The sequence below is a fragment of the Pseudomonas sp. JDS28PS106 genome (assembly GCF_036706555.1).
Lineage (GTDB): Bacteria > Pseudomonadota > Gammaproteobacteria > Pseudomonadales > Pseudomonadaceae > Aquipseudomonas.
In genome coordinates, this window is sequence record NZ_JBAJGT010000004.1 from 223,535 (window position 1) to 239,320 (window position 15,786).

Annotated in this window: 18 protein-coding genes; 6 read left to right on the forward strand and 12 right to left on the reverse strand. The window is 62.2% G+C overall.

Translation table 11 applies throughout. The features are described from left to right. Positions 1-4 precede the first annotated feature (4 nt). The 4 genes from metX to TRP66_RS08380 form a co-directional block, all read right to left on the reverse strand. Complete coding sequence (gene metX, locus TRP66_RS08365; RefSeq protein WP_333401044.1) at positions 5-1,144, reverse strand: homoserine O-succinyltransferase MetX; 1,140 nt, start codon at positions 1,142-1,144, stop codon at positions 5-7. A gap of 181 nt (positions 1,145-1,325) precedes the next feature. Next, positions 1,326-1,916, reverse strand: coding sequence for a YggT family protein (locus TRP66_RS08370; protein ID WP_333401045.1), 591 nt, complete (start codon positions 1,914-1,916; stop codon positions 1,326-1,328). A 28-nt stretch (positions 1,917-1,944) separates the two neighbouring features. Next, positions 1,945-2,763: a pyrroline-5-carboxylate reductase gene (gene proC / locus TRP66_RS08375; RefSeq protein WP_333401046.1), complete on the reverse strand. Its 819-nt coding sequence runs from the start codon at positions 2,761-2,763 to the stop codon at positions 1,945-1,947. A 22-nt stretch (positions 2,764-2,785) separates the two neighbouring features. Further along, positions 2,786-3,472, reverse strand: coding sequence for a YggS family pyridoxal phosphate-dependent enzyme (locus tag TRP66_RS08380; RefSeq protein ID WP_333401048.1), 687 nt, complete (start codon positions 3,470-3,472; stop codon positions 2,786-2,788). Positions 3,473-3,527: 55 nt separating this feature from the next. On the opposite strand from TRP66_RS08380, the gene TRP66_RS08385 reads away from it, so the two are divergent. Next, a complete protein-coding gene (locus tag TRP66_RS08385; protein ID WP_333401049.1) occupies positions 3,528-4,562 on the forward strand; it encodes a type IV pilus twitching motility protein PilT in 1,035 nt (344 codons plus the stop codon). 34 nt (positions 4,563-4,596) lie between these two features. On the opposite strand, the gene TRP66_RS08390 is transcribed toward TRP66_RS08385, so the two are convergent. Beyond that, a complete protein-coding gene (locus TRP66_RS08390) occupies positions 4,597-5,280 on the reverse strand; it encodes a C40 family peptidase (protein ID WP_333401051.1) in 684 nt (227 codons plus the stop codon). 249 nt (positions 5,281-5,529) lie between these two features. Between TRP66_RS08390 and TRP66_RS08395 the strand changes: the two genes are divergently transcribed. Continuing rightward, the gene (locus TRP66_RS08395; RefSeq protein WP_333401052.1) at positions 5,530-5,934 is read left to right on the forward strand and encodes a TM2 domain-containing protein; all 405 of its coding nucleotides are present in this window, start codon (positions 5,530-5,532) and stop codon (positions 5,932-5,934) included. Between the two features lie 107 nt (positions 5,935-6,041). On the opposite strand, the gene TRP66_RS08400 is transcribed toward TRP66_RS08395, so the two are convergent. The 7 genes from TRP66_RS08400 to gshB all read right to left on the reverse strand — a co-directional run bounded on the left by TRP66_RS08400 (position 6,042) and on the right by gshB (position 12,020). After that, positions 6,042-7,313 carry a dihydroorotase gene (locus TRP66_RS08400; protein WP_333401054.1) on the reverse strand — a complete coding sequence of 424 codons (1,272 nt, stop codon included), beginning with the start codon at positions 7,311-7,313 and terminating at the stop codon, positions 6,042-6,044. Beyond that, complete coding sequence (locus tag TRP66_RS08405; RefSeq protein WP_333401055.1) at positions 7,310-8,314, reverse strand: aspartate carbamoyltransferase catalytic subunit; 1,005 nt, start codon at positions 8,312-8,314, stop codon at positions 7,310-7,312. The genes TRP66_RS08400 and TRP66_RS08405 overlap by 4 nt, the downstream gene beginning before the upstream one ends. A gap of 12 nt (positions 8,315-8,326) precedes the next feature. Next, a complete protein-coding gene (gene pyrR, locus TRP66_RS08410; RefSeq protein WP_333401056.1) occupies positions 8,327-8,845 on the reverse strand; it encodes a bifunctional pyr operon transcriptional regulator/uracil phosphoribosyltransferase PyrR in 519 nt (172 codons plus the stop codon). A gap of 94 nt (positions 8,846-8,939) precedes the next feature. Continuing rightward, positions 8,940-9,380 carry a Holliday junction resolvase RuvX gene (ruvX, locus tag TRP66_RS08415; protein WP_333401057.1) on the reverse strand — a complete coding sequence of 147 codons (441 nt, stop codon included), beginning with the start codon at positions 9,378-9,380 and terminating at the stop codon, positions 8,940-8,942. Then, the gene (locus tag TRP66_RS08420; RefSeq protein ID WP_333401058.1) at positions 9,380-9,949 is read right to left on the reverse strand and encodes a YqgE/AlgH family protein; all 570 of its coding nucleotides are present in this window, start codon (positions 9,947-9,949) and stop codon (positions 9,380-9,382) included. The genes ruvX and TRP66_RS08420 overlap by 1 nt, the downstream gene beginning before the upstream one ends. A gap of 75 nt (positions 9,950-10,024) precedes the next feature. Beyond that, a complete protein-coding gene (locus tag TRP66_RS08425) occupies positions 10,025-10,927 on the reverse strand; it encodes an energy transducer TonB (RefSeq protein ID WP_333401059.1) in 903 nt (300 codons plus the stop codon). A gap of 139 nt (positions 10,928-11,066) precedes the next feature. After that, entirely contained in the window at positions 11,067-12,020 is a 954-nt protein-coding gene (gene gshB, locus TRP66_RS08430; RefSeq protein WP_333401060.1) for a glutathione synthase, read from the reverse strand. A 252-nt stretch (positions 12,021-12,272) separates the two neighbouring features. Between gshB and pilG the strand changes: the two genes are divergently transcribed. From pilG to TRP66_RS08450, 4 genes are all read left to right on the forward strand, one after another. Continuing rightward, positions 12,273-12,683 (forward strand): twitching motility response regulator PilG, encoded by a 411-nt coding sequence (gene pilG / locus TRP66_RS08435; RefSeq protein WP_333401061.1) that lies wholly within the window; start codon positions 12,273-12,275, stop codon positions 12,681-12,683. Positions 12,684-12,751: 68 nt separating this feature from the next. After that, on the forward strand, positions 12,752-13,117 hold the full coding sequence (pilH, locus tag TRP66_RS08440; protein WP_333401062.1) for a twitching motility response regulator PilH: 366 nt from the start codon (positions 12,752-12,754) through the stop codon (positions 13,115-13,117). A 14-nt stretch (positions 13,118-13,131) separates the two neighbouring features. Then, entirely contained in the window at positions 13,132-13,671 is a 540-nt protein-coding gene (locus TRP66_RS08445) for a chemotaxis protein CheW (protein ID WP_333401063.1), read from the forward strand. Between the two features lie 66 nt (positions 13,672-13,737). Continuing rightward, entirely contained in the window at positions 13,738-15,780 is a 2,043-nt protein-coding gene (locus TRP66_RS08450) for a methyl-accepting chemotaxis protein (RefSeq protein WP_333401065.1), read from the forward strand. The last annotated feature ends 6 nt before the right edge of the window (positions 15,781-15,786 follow it).

A 15,786-nucleotide genomic window follows, 5' to 3' on the forward strand; every position in this document is an offset into this window, starting at 1 on the left:
GGGCTCACAACGAAATTCGGTTCATGTAGTTGGAGAAGGCCTGCAGGTAACGCGGGATCGGGATCAGGAAAGCGTCGTGACCCTGAGGGGCATCGATTTCCAGATAACTGACATCCTTGCGCGCCGCCATCAGTGCATCCACCAGCTCCCGCGAACGGGCAGGGGAGAAGCGCCAGTCGGTGGTGAACGACATGACGCAGAATTTGGCGGTAGCGGCGGCGAACGTCTTCGCCAGATCGTCGTCATGACCGGCGGCAGGATCGAAATAGTCCAGCGCCTTGGTCATCAACAGATAGGTGTTGGCATCGAAGCGCCCGGAGAACTCCTCGCCCTGATAGCGCAGGTAGCTTTCGACCTGGAACTCCACGCTGTGGAAGTCGTAGTTGAGCTTCTCGCTCTTCAGGCCGCGGCCGAATTTCTCGCCCATCGAATCGTCGGACAGGTAAGTGATGTGGCCGACCATGCGCGCCAGCATCAGGCCGCGCTTGGGGATCACGCCTTTTTCCTGGAACGAGCCGCCGTGGAATTCAGGATCGGTAAGGATCGCCTGACGCGCGACCTCGTTGAAGGCGATGTTCTGCGCCGACAGTTTGGGCGCCGAAGCAATGGCCAGACAGTGGCGCACGCGATCCGGGTAACTGATGGTCCATTGCAACGCCTGCATGCCGCCCAGGCTGCCGCCGACGACCGCGGCCCAGGTGTTGACACCCAGCCGATCGGCGAGGCGCGCCTGACTGTTGACCCAGTCTTCCACGGTCACCACCGGGAAGTTGGCGCCGAACGGCTTGCCGGTCTCCGGGTCGATGCTGCTCGGCCCGGTGGAACCGTTGCAACCGCCCAGGTTGTTCAGGCTTACGACAAAGAACTTGTTGGTGTCGATCGGCTTGCCCGGACCGATGCAGCTGTCCCACCAGCCCGGCTTGCGGTCGTCGGTGCTGTGGTAGCCGGCTGCATGATGATGCCCGGAAAGGGCATGACAGATCAGCACCGCGTTGCTGCGCGCCGCATTGAGCTGGCCGTAGGTTTCGTAGATCAGGTCATAGGCGGCCAGTGAACGGCCGCAGGCCAGGGCCAGGGGCTCGTTGAAGTGAGCCAGCTGCGGCGTGACCAGTCCGACAGAGTCGTGAGGGAATACGGTGGGCATTGACCCTGTTCTCGCGTGAATGAGGCGTAAGTCTAAAGACCACGGGGGGGAGCGGCAAGATTGCTATGGCGCGCTGTGTGGCATCTGCTGTTGCTGCCGCGTTGCGGCAGATCGCGGATAAATCCGCTCCTACAGAAGCACGCGCTATCTGTAGGAGCGGCTTTAGCCGCGAAAAAAATCGTCAGATCAGCAGGCGCAGTACCTGTGGCATGCCGGTCATGGCCGCCAGGTTGTTGATGACCAGCATATCCAGCAGCTTGAGCACCAGGAATGCCAGGATCGGCGATATGTCCAGGCCACCCAGGTTCGGCAGAATGCGGCGGAAAGGAGCCAGCGCGGGTTCACAGATCTGGTTGACCAGCTCGGCGCCCGGGTTGTGGCTGTTCGGGGCAACCCATGACAGGATCACGCTGACGATCAGGGCGAAGAAGAAGATCTTCAGGAACAGGGCGGTCACGCCGATGATTGCCCAGATCAGCAGATGCAGCGGATCGCCTGTGGTGCCGTAGCTGAGCAGCAGGGTCAGCGCCATCAGGATAATCTGCACGATGATCGCCAGCACCAGCGACGACATGTCCAGCCCGAACAGGCTCGGAATGATGCGCCGCATCGGCTTGAGCAGAGGCTGCGTGGCGCGCACCGCGAACTGGCTCAGAGGGTTGTAGAAATCGGCGCGTACCAGTTGCAGCACGAAGCGCAACAGAATGATCAGCAGATAGAGGCTGCCAAGGGTTTGCAGGATGTAAATTGCAGCGGTGTTCAGTCCGATCATCGATCTGCTCCGTTATAGACTCGAAAAATTACTTGCCCAACTGCTCGGCCAGTTCCGCCGCGCGGTGATCCGCCGCGGTCAGCGCGGTCTCCACCAGCGCTTCGAAACCGCCCGACTGGAATGCCTTGATGGCAGCCTCGGTGGTGCCCCCCGGCGAGGCCACGCGACGACGCAGCTCGGCGGGATCGACTTCGCTGCCGGTCGCGATCAGCGACGAGCCCAGCGCGGTCTGCAGGGTCAGCTTGCGGGCGATGTCCTCGGGCAGGCCCAGCTTTACGCCAGCCGCGGTCATCGCTTCCATCATCAGAAAGAAATAGGCAGGGCCACTGCCGGACACGGCAGTCACCGCATCCATCTGCTTTTCCTGCTCGACCCATACGGCAATGCCGACGGCGGACAGCAACTGTTCGGCCTGCGCGCGCTGCTTCGCGCTGACGCTCTGGGTCGCGTAAAGACCGCTCGCGCCCTGGCGAAGTTGAGACGGCGTGTTGGGCATGCAGCGTACCAGCGGCTGGTCGCCCAGCCAGTTCGCCATGCTCGCGCAGGTGATGCCGGCCGCGACCGAGACCACCAGTTGCTCGGGCTTGAGGCTCGGCTTGAGCTTCTCGCACACGGCTTTCATCAACTGCGGTTTGACCGCCAGCACCACGACGTCCGCGCCTTGGATAGCCTGGGCGTTGTCGGCGAAGACCTTGATGCCGTATTCATTGGCGATGCGCTCACGGGTTTCCTCGCCCGGCGCGCTGGCGCGGATCATCGACGCCTCCACGCCCTGGGCGCGCAGCCCGCCGATGATGCTGGCCGCCATGTTTCCGGCGCCGATGAAGGCGATGTGAGTCTTGCTCATGACGAGATCCTTGTATGCGAAGTTATGGCTGGCCGTAATCACGGGCGCCAAAGAGAGCGGTGCCGATCCGGACCCAGGTGGCGCCTTGGGAAATGGCGGCTTCCAGGTCGTGACTCATGCCCATGGATAGGGTGTCGAGCGGCAGATTCAGAGCCTGCTGCAGGCTCGTTACCGTGGCAAATGCAGCCTGTTGCGCTTCGATATCGTCCGTGGGCTCGGGGATCGCCATCAGACCGCGCAGTCTGAGACGCGGCAAGGCACTGATCGCCTCGGCGAGCATCGGCAGATCCTGGGGCGTACACCCGGATTTGCTGGCTTCGCCACTGACGTTCACCTGGATGCAGATATTCAGCGGCTCCAGCTGCGGCGGGCGCTGTTCGGACAAGCGTTGAGCGATTTTCAGGCGATCCACGGAGTGTACCCAGTCGAAGTGCTCGGCGATTGCACGTGTCTTGTTCGACTGAATGGGGCCAATGAAATGCCAGCACAAGGGCAGGTCGCTCAGCTCGGCCTGTTTGCCCAGAGCTTCCTGCAAATAGTTTTCGCCAAAATCGCGCAGGCCGGCCGCGAAGGCTTCGCGAATGGCGCTGGCGGGTTTGGTCTTGCTCACGGCCAGCAGGCCGACGGACGCCGGATCGCGGCGTGCGGCGAGCGCCGCGGCATGGATTCGCGATTCGAGCGTTGAAATGTTCGCTGCTATCGTGGACATTGAAGTGTGCCGGCAAGCCTAAAGTCTGCGGCATTCTATGTGATTGAGGAGCTGTATGGATATTACCGAGCTGTTGGCGTTCAGCGCCAAGCAGGGTGCATCGGACCTGCACCTCTCAGCGGGTCTGCCGCCGATGATTCGTGTCGACGGCGACGTCAGGCGCATCAATCTGCCGGCGTTGGATGCCAAACAGGTCAAGGCGCTGATCTACGACATCATGAATGACAAGCAGCGCCAGGTTTTCGAGGAACATCTTGAAACGGATTTTTCGTTCGAGGTGCCCGGGGTGGCGCGCTTCCGGGTCAATGCATTCAACCAGAACCGTGGCGCCGGCGCGGTCTTCCGGACAATTCCGTCGAAGATCCTGAGCATGGAAGACCTGGGCATGGGCAGCGTTTTCCGCAAGATCGCCGATGTGCCGCGCGGCCTGATCCTGGTCACCGGCCCGACCGGTTCGGGCAAGTCGACGACGCTGGCGGCGATGATCGACTACCTGAACAGCAACAAGCATCATCACATCCTTACCATCGAAGACCCGATCGAATTTGTTCACGAGTCCAAGAAATGCCTGGTCAACCAGCGCGAAGTGCACCGCGATACCCACGGCTTCAATGAAGCCTTGCGCTCGGCCCTGCGTGAAGACCCCGATGTGATTCTGGTGGGTGAGCTTCGCGATCTGGAGACCATCAGGCTGGCGCTGACTGCCGCCGAGACCGGTCACCTGGTATTTGGCACGCTCCACACCACGTCGGCGGCGAAAACCATCGACCGGGTCGTGGACGTCTTTCCCGCCCAGGAAAAAGCCATGATCCGGTCCATGCTTTCCGAATCCCTGCATGCCGTGGTTTCGCAATCACTGCTCAAGAAAGTCGGCGGCGGGCGCGTGGCCGCGCACGAAATCATGATGGGCACCCCCGCGATTCGTAACCTGATTCGCGAGGACAAGGTGGCGCAGATGTATTCGGCGATTCAGACCGGCGGGTCGGTGGGGATGCAGACACTGGACATGTGCCTGGCGGACCTGCTCAAGAAAGGCCTGATCACCCGCGAGAGCGCGCGCGAGAAAGCCAAGGTCCCGGATAACTTCTAATAAACGGGCCTGCTGCTGGGCAGGCCCGGATCGATCAGCGCTGGACCACTCGAAGCTCGTCGCTCTGCTTGGGCAGCACACGCTTGGCAGTCTTGTAGTGACTGTTCCAGTAAGGCTTTTTCAGCGTGTCGACGGTGACCTTCTTGCCGCGTCGTGGCGCATGGACGAAGCGATCGTTGCCCAGATAGATGGCAACGTGGTTGATCCGGCGGCTCTTGATGTTGAAGAACAGCAGGTCGCCCGGCTTGAGGTCTTTGCGATCGACTTTCTGTCCCTGAGTCTGCGCCATTGCGTTAGAAGTGCGCGGCAGATCCAGCTCGCGCACGTCATTGAACGCGTATTTGACCAGACCGCTGCAGTCCAGACCCTTGCCGGGCGTGGTGCCGCCCCAGCGATAGGGCGTACCGACCGCTTGCAGTGCGCGCTTGACGACAGCGTTGCCCTGTTTGGCATTGATCATCGCAGCGGCCTTGGCCGAAGCGGAGCGCGGGGAATTCTTTCGCGAGAAAGGCATCTGAGCATCGCGATCGTTTTTGATCTGCAATGGGAGAGTGCCCATGTTCACAGGCGTCACGCGGGTGGCGACGGTCGGCAAAAATTGACCCTTCGCGGTAAAGCCAGTGAAGCTCGCGGGGAGTTGTTGCTCACGGTTGGTGGCGTGAGCGGCCAGTGGAATCAACAGGCAAATGGATAGCCATGTCTTGAAAAAAGGACGCATTGGATTGGCTCGTGGTGATCGGCGCGCAACTTTATAACAGCTTTTTTTGGGATCCCGATCCCATTTGTCGACTCGATCACACACGGACCGTTGCAATTTACGCGACAGACTCTTTCTTTTTTCGACGTAATCCCTTTAGTGACAAGGGTTTGGACGCAGGGGAGACGCTTAGATGCCATACGTCGGATTAGTTCCGTAAAGTCACATGGCATGTGTCTATTTTTTTCTATCGAGGCAAAGAGGTATCACATGAACGACTATCGACCCGACACCCACAGCAAGGTGCTGGGCTACCTGCTCTGGATCTTCGGCTTCCTGGGCGCGCATCGCTTTTACTACGGCAAGCCGGTGACCGGGACCATCTGGTTCTTCACCTTCGGGCTGCTGGGCATTGGTTGGCTGATCGACCTGTTCCTGATCCCGAGCATGGATCGTCAGGCGGATCTGCGCTTCACGCCGGGGTCGACCGATTACAGTCTGGCGTGGGTCCTGCTGACCTTTCTGGGCCTGTTCGGCGTGCACCGGATGTACCAGGGCAAATGGATCACCGGGATCATTTACCTGCTGACCGGCGGGTTGTTTCTGGTGGGTATCCTGTATGACTTCTGGACGCTCAACGACCAGATTTCGGTGAAGAACGCCCAGAACGGGTGAAATGTCACCGTGCCGCGTTGCCTGCATCGCCAGCAAGCTGGCTCCTACGAAGGGCGGGTCCGCGTAGGAGCCAGCGGGCGGCGTTCCGTCTTGCTGGCGATAAACCATTAAACGCTATAGCTGATCCGCCCATCCACCAGGGTGTAGCGAACCGCGCCGGGAAGGCAGTGGCCCATGAATGGACAGTTGTCGCCTTTGGACAGCCAGTTCTGGCCCGCCATGGTCGACGCCTGTGGATCGAACAGCACCAGATCCGCCGCGGAGCCTGCGCTCAGTCGACCTGCTGGCAGGCGCAATGCCTCGGCCGGGCCGCTGCTCAGGCGGGCGATCAGGGTCGGCAGATCCAGCAAGCCGTCTTCCACCAGGGTCATTGCCAGCGGCAGCAGCAGCTCGACACTGCTGATGCCTGGCTCGGTCGCACCGAAAGGCGCCAGCTTGGCGTCGCGTTCATGGGGCTGGTGATGGCTGGAGATGGCCTGGATCACGCCCGCTTTCACGGCCTCACGCAAGCCGTCACGGTCAGCGCGGGTGCGCAGCGGTGGCTGGACGTGATACAGGCTGGAAAAGTCGATCAGCGCTTCGTCGGTCAGGATCAGCTGATACAAGGCGACGTCGGCTGTCACCGGCAGACCACGGGCCTGGGCCTGGGCGATCAGGGCGGCGCCGCGAGCGCTGGTCAGCTGGCTGAAGTGAGCGCGTACGCCGGTCTGCTCCACCAGCAACAGGTCACGGGCCAGCGCGACCGTTTCGGCGGTTTCCGGAATGCCGGCCAGACCCAGGAAGCTGGCGGTCGGACCTTCATGGGCCAGGCCGCCTTCGGCCAGATCCCGGTCCTGCGAATTGAAAATCACGGTCAGGTCGAAGGTCGCCGCGTATTCCAGCGCCCGGCACAAGGTACGGGTGTTGCCGAAACTGCTCAGACCGTTGCCGAACGCCACGCAGCCGGCGTCGCGCAATGCCACCAGCTCCGCCAGTTGTTCGCCTTCCAGGCCCTTGCTCAGTGCGCCGATCGGGAAGACTTTGCTGTGTCCGGCTTCACGGGCACGGTCGAGGATGAGTTCGGCGACGGCCGAGGTGTCCAGCACCGGCTTGGTCCGCGGTGGGCAGCACAGGCTGGTGACGCCGCCCGCAGCCGCGGCGCGGGTTTCGCTGGCGATGGTGCCTTTGCGGCTGTAGCCCGGCTCGCGCAGGGAGACGTTCAGGTCGACCAGCCCCGGTGCGGCGATCAGGCCCTTGGCATCAAGGGTCTGGATCGGTTCGAAACCGGCGGGGGCCGCGCCGACTGCCAAAATCTTGCAGGCTTCGATGTGAAGATCGGTGACTTGGTCGAACCCGCTGCTGGGGTCGATGACGCGAGCGCCGAGAATGCTGAGCTTCACAGGGCGTTCTCCTGCTGGAACTGACGTTGTGCGGTTTGTCCGCTCATGGCCATGGAAAGGACCGCCATGCGCACGGCGATCCCGTAGGTAACCTGGTTGAGAATCACCGAGCGTTCGCCGTCGGCCACCGCCGATTCGATTTCCACGCCGCGATTGATGGGGCCGGGGTGCATGACGATGGCATCAGGCTTGGCATTCGCCAACCGCGCGGTGGTCAGGCCGAACAGGCGATAGAATTCGCCTTCGCTGGGCAGCAGGCCGCCGGTCATGCGCTCGCGTTGCAGGCGCAGCATGATGACCACGTCGACGTCCTTCAGGCCTTGGTCCATGTCGGTGTAGACCTTGACACCATATTGCTCGATGCCGATCGGCAGCAGGGTCTTGGGACCGATCACGCGAATGTCCGGGCAGCCCAGCGTCTTGAGCGCCAGCATATTGGAGCGCGCCACTCGCGAGTGCAGGATGTCGCCGACGATGGCGACCGACAGATTCTCGAAGCCGCCCTTGTGACGACGAATCGTCAGCATGTCGAGCATGCCTTGGGTCGGGTGCGCATGACGGCCGTCGCCGCCGTTGATGATCGCCACTTCAGGGCTGACGTGTTCGGCGATGAAGTGCGCAGCGCCGGAGTCGGCGTGCCGTACCACGAACATGTCGGCCGCCATCGCTTCGAGGTTGCGCAGGGTGTCGAACAGCGTCTCGCCCTTGCTGGTCGAGGAAGTCGACACGTTCAGCGTGATCACGTCCGCCGAGAGCCGCTGGGCCGCCAGTTCGAACGTGGTGCGGGTGCGCGTGGAGTTCTCGAAGAACACGTTGCACACCGTCTTGCCGCGCAGCAGCGGGACTTTCTTGACCGCCCGCGCACCCACTTCGAGGAAGGAGTCGGCGGTGTCGAGAATCTCGGTGAGCAGTTCGCGGGGCAGGCCGTCCAGAGACAGGAAGTGGCGCAGCTGCCCCTGATGATTGAGTTGCAGCGGGCGCTTGGCGTCGAGAGGCGTCATCGCAAAGGACTCTTATAAGGCGGTGGCGGTGGAGAGGTCTTGGAGTTCGAGCGCCAGCGGCGACGGGCCGCTGAGCTTGACGCGCTCGTCGGCACCCAGCGACAGCGTGGCTCCGACCACGTCAGGGCGGATCGGCAGCTCGCCGGCGTCCAGGTCCAGCAGGCAGACGAGGGTCACGCTGGCAGGACGTCCGTAATCGAACAGCTCGTTGAGCGCCGCGCGAATCGTGCGGCCGCTCATCAACACGTCGTCGATCAGCACCAGGTGCTGGCCTTCGATTTCGAACGGCAGCTCCGACGGGCGCACCTGAGGATGCAGGCCGTTCTGGCTGAAATCGTCGCGGTAGAAGGACACATCGAGGGTGCCCAGAGGCGCGTCGCTGCCCAGGGTTTCAAGCAAGGCCTGGGCGACCCAGACGCCGCCGGTGCGGATACCGATGAAGCGCGGCTCGCCGATGTCGCGGCGGCCCAGGTGAGCGGTCAGGTCAGAGGCCATCTGGCGAATCAGTTCGGCGGGGTTGGGCAGACTCATGATTGCTCCTTTGAGGCCCGAGGCGCGCGCAGGGCGATTGGCTCGGGCGGAAACTTGAAATCCGGGTATCTGGAAGCACGGACGGCTCGGCGGGTCACACCTTCAACAGTTCGGCGTTGGCCTCCAGCCAGCCTTGCAGCAGCAGGGCAGCGGCGATGGCGTCCACCGGGTTGTCCCGATAGCTGCCGCGCTGACCGCCGCGGGCCATGCGCTCGCCCTTGGCTTCGAACGTGGTCAGGCGTTCATCATGGGTATAGACCGGGATATTGAAGCGGCCATTGAGCTTGCGGGAAAACTTCTCGGCGCGGGCGCTCATTTCGCTGGGCGTGCCATCCATGTTCAGCGGCAGGCCGACCACGATGGCATCGGGTTTCCATTCGCTGATCAGGGCTTGCACCCGGTCCCAGTCCGGAACGCCGTTTTGCGCCTTGAGCGTGCACAGCTCGCGGGCCTGGCCGGTGATGGCCTGGCCGACCGCCACGCCGATCTGTTTGGTGCCGTAGTCGAATCCCAGCAGCAGACGCAATCCAGCCATCAGGCGTGGCCCGCCTGAGTCGAGAGCAGATTGAGATTCACCCCGAGGCGCGCGGCGGCGGCATCCAGACGCATGTCGCTGTCGACCTCGAACAGGATCGCCGGGTCGAACGGGCAGGTCAGCCAGGCATTGGCGGCCATTTCGGCGTCCAGCTGGCCAGCGTCCCATCCTGCATAGCCCAGGGTGATCACATTCTGATCGGGGCCGTAGCCGTCGGCGATGGAAAACAGTACGTCCTGGGACGTCGACAGCGAGATGCCGCCAAGGTCTACCGTCGCCTGGAAGACTTGCCCGCTGGGGTGCAGGACGAAGCCGCGGTCGGTCTGCACCGGGCCGCCGGCATGGATCGGTATCTGCTGGCAGCGCACCGGCGGTGGCAGCTCCGGTCGCAGTTGTTCAAGGACATCGGCCAGGGTCAGACTTTGCGGGCGGTTGATCACCAGCCCCATCGCGCCATTGGCGTTATGCTCGACAACGTAGGTCAAGGTCTGGGCGAAGTTCTCGTCGTGCATGTGGGGCATGGCGATCAAGAACTGATGCTTGAGATAACTCGGGGAGACTTTTTTCATGAGTCCTAGTGTGGCGCTGCGCAACTGGCCTGACAACTGTCAGATGCGCCCGCGCAGAGGTTTCCGGCGGGCCGGTCAGTTGCTGGAAAGCTTGTCACCTCGGGCAAACTTCCAGGTGCGGATGATCTCCAGGCGGTCGATGTCGGCAAGATCGCCGGTGAACGGCGCAAATGGTGCCGCAAGCCGCACGATTCGCTGCGCGGCCTGATCCAGCAAGGGTTGTCCTGAAGACTCCAGCACCAGCACTTCATACAGCGAGCCGTCGCGATTGATCGAAACCATCAGTCGCAGGTTGCCGTAGATATGCTTGCGCCGGGCTTCCTCGGGATAATTGAGATTGCCGACCCGCTCGACCTTCTTGCGCCAGTCGTCCTTGTACCACGCGCCTTTGTCGCGCATGGTCGAGGCGGCATTGAGACGGTGGATTTTGGGCCGCTTGGCGTACAGCTGTTGTTCGGCGGAGAGTTCGGCTTCGAGGCTGGCGATCTCGTTGCTCAGCTCGGAGCTGTCGAACGTCGGTGCCTCGCGCTTGGCCGGCTCCGGCTTGACCTCGTCACGCCGGGCGACCGTCTTGTTGGGGCTGGGCGCGGTGGTCGCGACAGCCGTTTTCGGCGCCTGCTGTTTTTCCACCGGCTTGCTCGCCGGAGGTGGCGTCACCTTGTTGACCTTGGTGTCCTGATACGGGGCCAGTTCGGTGGTCTTGAGCGTTTCCGCCTTGTCCAGCGTGCCGCTGCCCTGCTGGTTTTCCTGGGCGAGAAAATCCGCCTGCTTTGGTTTTTCCGGGCTCTTGAACGTGGCGAGGGTGATTTCCAGCGTCTGGGAGACCTGCTCGGGTTTGACGTAGGTGAAGCCCACGCCAAGGATCACCGCCAGGTGCACCAGCGCGGCGATCATCAGGGTGAAGCCCAGACGATCCACGGGACGCACGCCCGTTCGGGAAAGCTCTAGGGGTAAGTCGTGTCTGGCCATCGATGTCATCAGCGAATCAGCATCTCTTGAGCCTGCTTCTCGAATTCGGTTGCCTGTGCAGGCCGCGCATCATAACCCACAGTCAATGACGGGTTGCTCGCGTATCGGATGAAGGGCGCCATCGAGGCGCCCTGTCCGGCGATGCCGATCAGCGCGCCTGAAGTTTGCGTTCGATGGCGTCCATCAGCATGCCGCCGATGTTGGTGCCGAACGCGTTGTCGATCTCGCGAATGCAGGTCGGGCTGGTGACGTTGATTTCGGTCAGGTGCTCACCGATCACGTCCAGGCCTACGAACAGCAGACCTTTTTCACGCAGGGTCGGGCCGACCTCGGAAGCGATCCAGCGATCCTTCTCGCTGAGCGGGCGGGCTTCACCGCGTCCGCCGGCAGCCAGGTTGCCACGGGTTTCGCCGGCCGCCGGGATACGCGCCAGGCAGTACGGCACAGGCTCGCCATCGATCATCAGAATGCGCTTGTCGCCATCCTTGATCGCCGGCAGATAACCCTGGGCCATGATCTGCTGGGTGCCGTGCGCGGTCAGGGTTTCGAGAATGACCGACAGATTCGGGTCGCCTTCGCGGTGACGGAAGATCGAAGCGCCGCCCATGCCGTCCAGCGGCTTGAGAATGACGTCGCTATGCTGGCGGGCGAAATCACGCAGAATGTCCGGACGGCGACTGACCAGGGTCGGCGGAGTGCACTGCGGAAACAGCGTGGCGAACAGCTTTTCATTGCAGTCGCGCAGGCTCTGCGGTTTGTTGACCACCAGCACGCCCGCGCGCTCGGCCTGTTCGAGCAGGTAGGTCGAATAGACGAATTCCATGTCGAACGGCGGATCCTTGCGCATCAGGATCACGTCCAGATCTTCCAGGTCGCTGTCGATTTCGGCGTCCATCTCGAACCATTTGGCCGGATCGGCGAAAACTTTCAACGGACGCATCCGGGCGCGAGCCTGTCCGGCATTCTGGTACAGGTCCTGCTGTTCCATATAGAAGAGCGACCAGTCACGTTCCTGGGCGGCAAGGAGCATGGCCAGCGAGCTGTCCTTCTTGTACGAGATGCGCTCAATGGGGTCCATGACAATCCCTAGGCGAACGCTCATGGGCAATATCCTCTGATCGATTGGGCCGCGACGGCCATGAAATTGGCGTCAGGGTGGCCCTCGCAAAGCTTTGGGTCAAGGGGGCGGCCTGCGCGCGCAGCGGCGGCGTGCTTTATGGATTGAGCGGGGAGAGTATGCTAAAAAGGCTCGGCATCGGATCCTCGGCCAAAGGGGACCGATGAGGCAGTGCCATCAGACTCTCAATGCCACGCAGAATACGCAAGACTTCGCTGCGGCGATGGAATAGCAGACATGGAATCACACGCCTCAGCATTGAAAGTCATGGTCATCGATGATTCGAAGACCATCCGCCGTACCGCCGAAACCCTGCTCAGAAACGCGGGCTGCGACGTCATCACCGCGGTTGACGGTTTCGAAGCCTTGGCGAAAATCGCCGACAACCACCCCCGGATCATCTTCGTCGATATCATGATGCCGCGCCTGGACGGGTATCAGACCTGCGCGCTGATCAAGAACAATCGAGCGTTCAAATCGACCCCGGTCATCATGCTGTCCTCCAAGGATGGCCTGTTCGACAAGGCCAAGGGGCGGATCGTGGGGTGCGACCAGTTTCTGACCAAGCCTTTCAGCAAGGACGAACTGCTCAATGCGATAAAAGCTCATGTGCCGGGTTTCGTGGCGGCAGAACACTCTATTTCGTGAGGCCTGCGCCCGGAGGGTGTCGACACTCTCCAGGCGCAGGCCCGCTCTCCGACGGGGACTATCCATCCATGGCTCGAATACTGATCGTCGATGATTCGCCGACCGAGATGTACAAACTCACCGGCATGCTTGAAAAGCACGGCCATGAAGTCCTCAAGGCCGAAAATGGCGCCGATGGCGTAGCGTTGGCGCGTCAGGAAAAGCCCGATGCCGTGCTCATGGACATCGTGATGCCGGGGCTCAACGGTTTCCAGGCGACCCGGCAACTGAGCAAGGACGCCGATACCAGCATGATCCCGGTGATCATGATCACCACCAAGGATCAGGAAACCGACAAGGTCTGGGGCAAACGCCAGGGCGCGCGGGACTACCTGACCAAGCCGGTGGACGAAGAGACTCTGATGAAAACCGTCAACGCGGTATTGGCCGGCTGATCGCCGGAACTGCCATGGCCGAACCGCGCACTGCCTTTGAACTGCTGCTCGACATCGACCAGCGCTGTCGCGCGCGGGCGGCGGGGCTGCCGTTGCAGCAGACTCATCAGCAGGACTGGAACGGCATCGGTTTTCGTCTGGGCGAGCAGCGTTTCGTGGCACCGATGAGCGAGATCGCGGAGATCCTGCCCGAACCCCGCTACACGCCCATGCCCGGGGTCAAACCCTGGATGCTCGGTGTCACCAACCTGCGCGGGCGCCTGTTGCCGATCATGGACCTGTGCGGATTCCTCGGCAGGGAGCTGTCGCCGGTGCGCAAACAGCGGCGGGTGCTGGTGGTGGAACATCAGGACACCTTCGCCGGTCTGCTGGTGGACGAAATCTTCGGCATGCAGCACTTCAGCCAGATGAGCCTGATGCCGGAAGTGCTCGAAGAGATCGATCGTGTGGTGGCGCCTTATCTGCGCGGGCAGTTTCTTCGGGAGCAGGCGTGGCCGGTCTTCAGCCCGTTCGCCCTGACCAGCGCTCCCGATTTCATGGACGTAGCCTTTTAATTCGACGGCGCGGTCGCGTCGGTTTTTGCATTCCGGATCGCAGTGGGTCCAGGCGGGGGCCTGATAATGAGTAAGACTGGCAGGTCATTGGAAGGCGCTCGGAGCCGGTCGCAGATCGCGCTGCTGTTTGTCGCGCTGATCATCTTCATCGTGCTGCTGTTCGCCAACTTCGCGTACCTCAACACGCAATCCAACTACGACAAGCAGTACATCGGCCACGCCGGCGAGCTGCGGGTGCTGTCGCAGCGCATCGCCAAGAACGCGACCGAAGCCGCGTCGGGCAAGGCCCAGGCGTTCAAGCTGCTGACCGAGGCGCGCAACGATTTCGATCTGCGCTGGGGCTATCTCAAAGAAGGCGACCCGGTGACGGGGCTGCCGGCCGCGCCGTCCGGCGTGCATGACCAGTTGCGCAACGTGCAGAACGACTGGGACGCCTTGCGCGCCAGCACCAACGTGATTCTCGCCAGCGAACAGACCGTGCTGTCGCTGCATCAGGTCGCGGCCACCCTGGCCGAAACCGTGCCGCAATTGCAGGTCGAGTACGAAAAAGTCGTGGAGATTCTGTTGCAGAGCCGGGCACCGGCCAGCCAGGTCGTGCTGGCGCAGCGTCAGGCCCTGCTGGCAGAACGGATTCTCGGTTCGGTACACACCGTGCTGTCGGGGGATGAAACCGCCGTGCAGGCCGCCGACGCCTTCGGCCGAGATGCCAGCCAGTTCGGCCGGGTCCTCAATGGCATGCTCGACGGCAATTCCAACCTGCGCATCTCCCAGGTCGAAGACCCCAGCGCCCGAGCCCGGCTGGGCGAAATCGCCGAACTGTTCCAGTTCGTCTCCGGGTCGGTGGACGAGATTCTGGAAACCTCGCCGGAGCTGTTCCAGGTCCGCGAAGCGTCGGGCAACATTTTCAACATGTCGCAGACCCTGCTGGAGAAGACTTCGGTACTGACCAACGGCCTGGAAAGTCTCGCCAGTCGCCGGACGGTCAATTCGGTCGGCGGCTATGTGCTCGGCCTGCTGGCTCTGATGTCGATCATCCTCATCGGTCTGGTCATGCAGCGCGAGACCAACCGACAGTTGCGCGAGACCGCGCAGAAGAACGAGCGCAACCAGAACGCGATCATGCGCCTGCTCGATGAGATCGAAAGCCTGGCCGACGGCGATCTGACTGTCACGGCTTCGGTGACCGAAGATTTCACCGGAGCGATCGCCGACTCCATCAATTACTCCATCGACCAGTTGCGCGAGCTGGTCGTGACCATCAACCACACCGCCCAGCAGGTGGCCGCCGCGGTCCAGGACAGTCAGGCGACGGCCTCGCGGCTGGCAGCGGCTTCCGGGCATCAGGCCTTGCAGATCAACGCCGCGTCGAGCGCCATCAACGACATGGCGGCTTCCATCGATCAGGTTTCGGCCAACGCGTCGGAGTCCTCGGCGGTAGCGGAGCGCTCCGTGGCGATTGCCAACAAGGGCAACGAGGTGGTGCACAACACCATCAACGGCATGGACAACATTCGCGAACAGATTCAGGACACCTCCAAACGCATCAAGCGTCTGGGCGAGTCGTCCCAGGAAATCGGCGATATCGTCAGCCTGATCGACGACATTGCCGACCAGACCAACATTCTTGCGCTCAACGCCGCGATCCAGGCGTCCATGGCCGGCGACGCGGGCCGTGGTTTCGCCATCGTGGCCGACGAAGTGCAGCGCCTTGCGGAACGCTCGTCGTCCGCCACCAAACAGATCGAAATGCTGGTCAGGGCGATCCAGAACGACACCAACGAAGCGGTCATCTCGATGGAGCAGACCACCAGCGAAGTGGTGCGCGGCGCGCGACTGGCGCAGGACGCCGGCGTTGCGCTGGAAGAAATCGAAGGGGTTTCCCGAGTGCTCGCCGAGCTGATCGAAAGCATCACCGACGCAGCGCGTCAGCAGGCGGAGTCGGCCGGGCAGATTTCCCGGACCATGACCTCCATCCAGCAGACCAGTATGCAGACAACGTCCGGTACGGCCGCCATGGCGGAAAGCATCGGTGATCTGGCAAAAATGGCGAGTGAGATGCGCCGCTCGGTTTCGGGTTTTACTCTGCCGCCGAATCCGGAAGTCGGGTAATGTCCA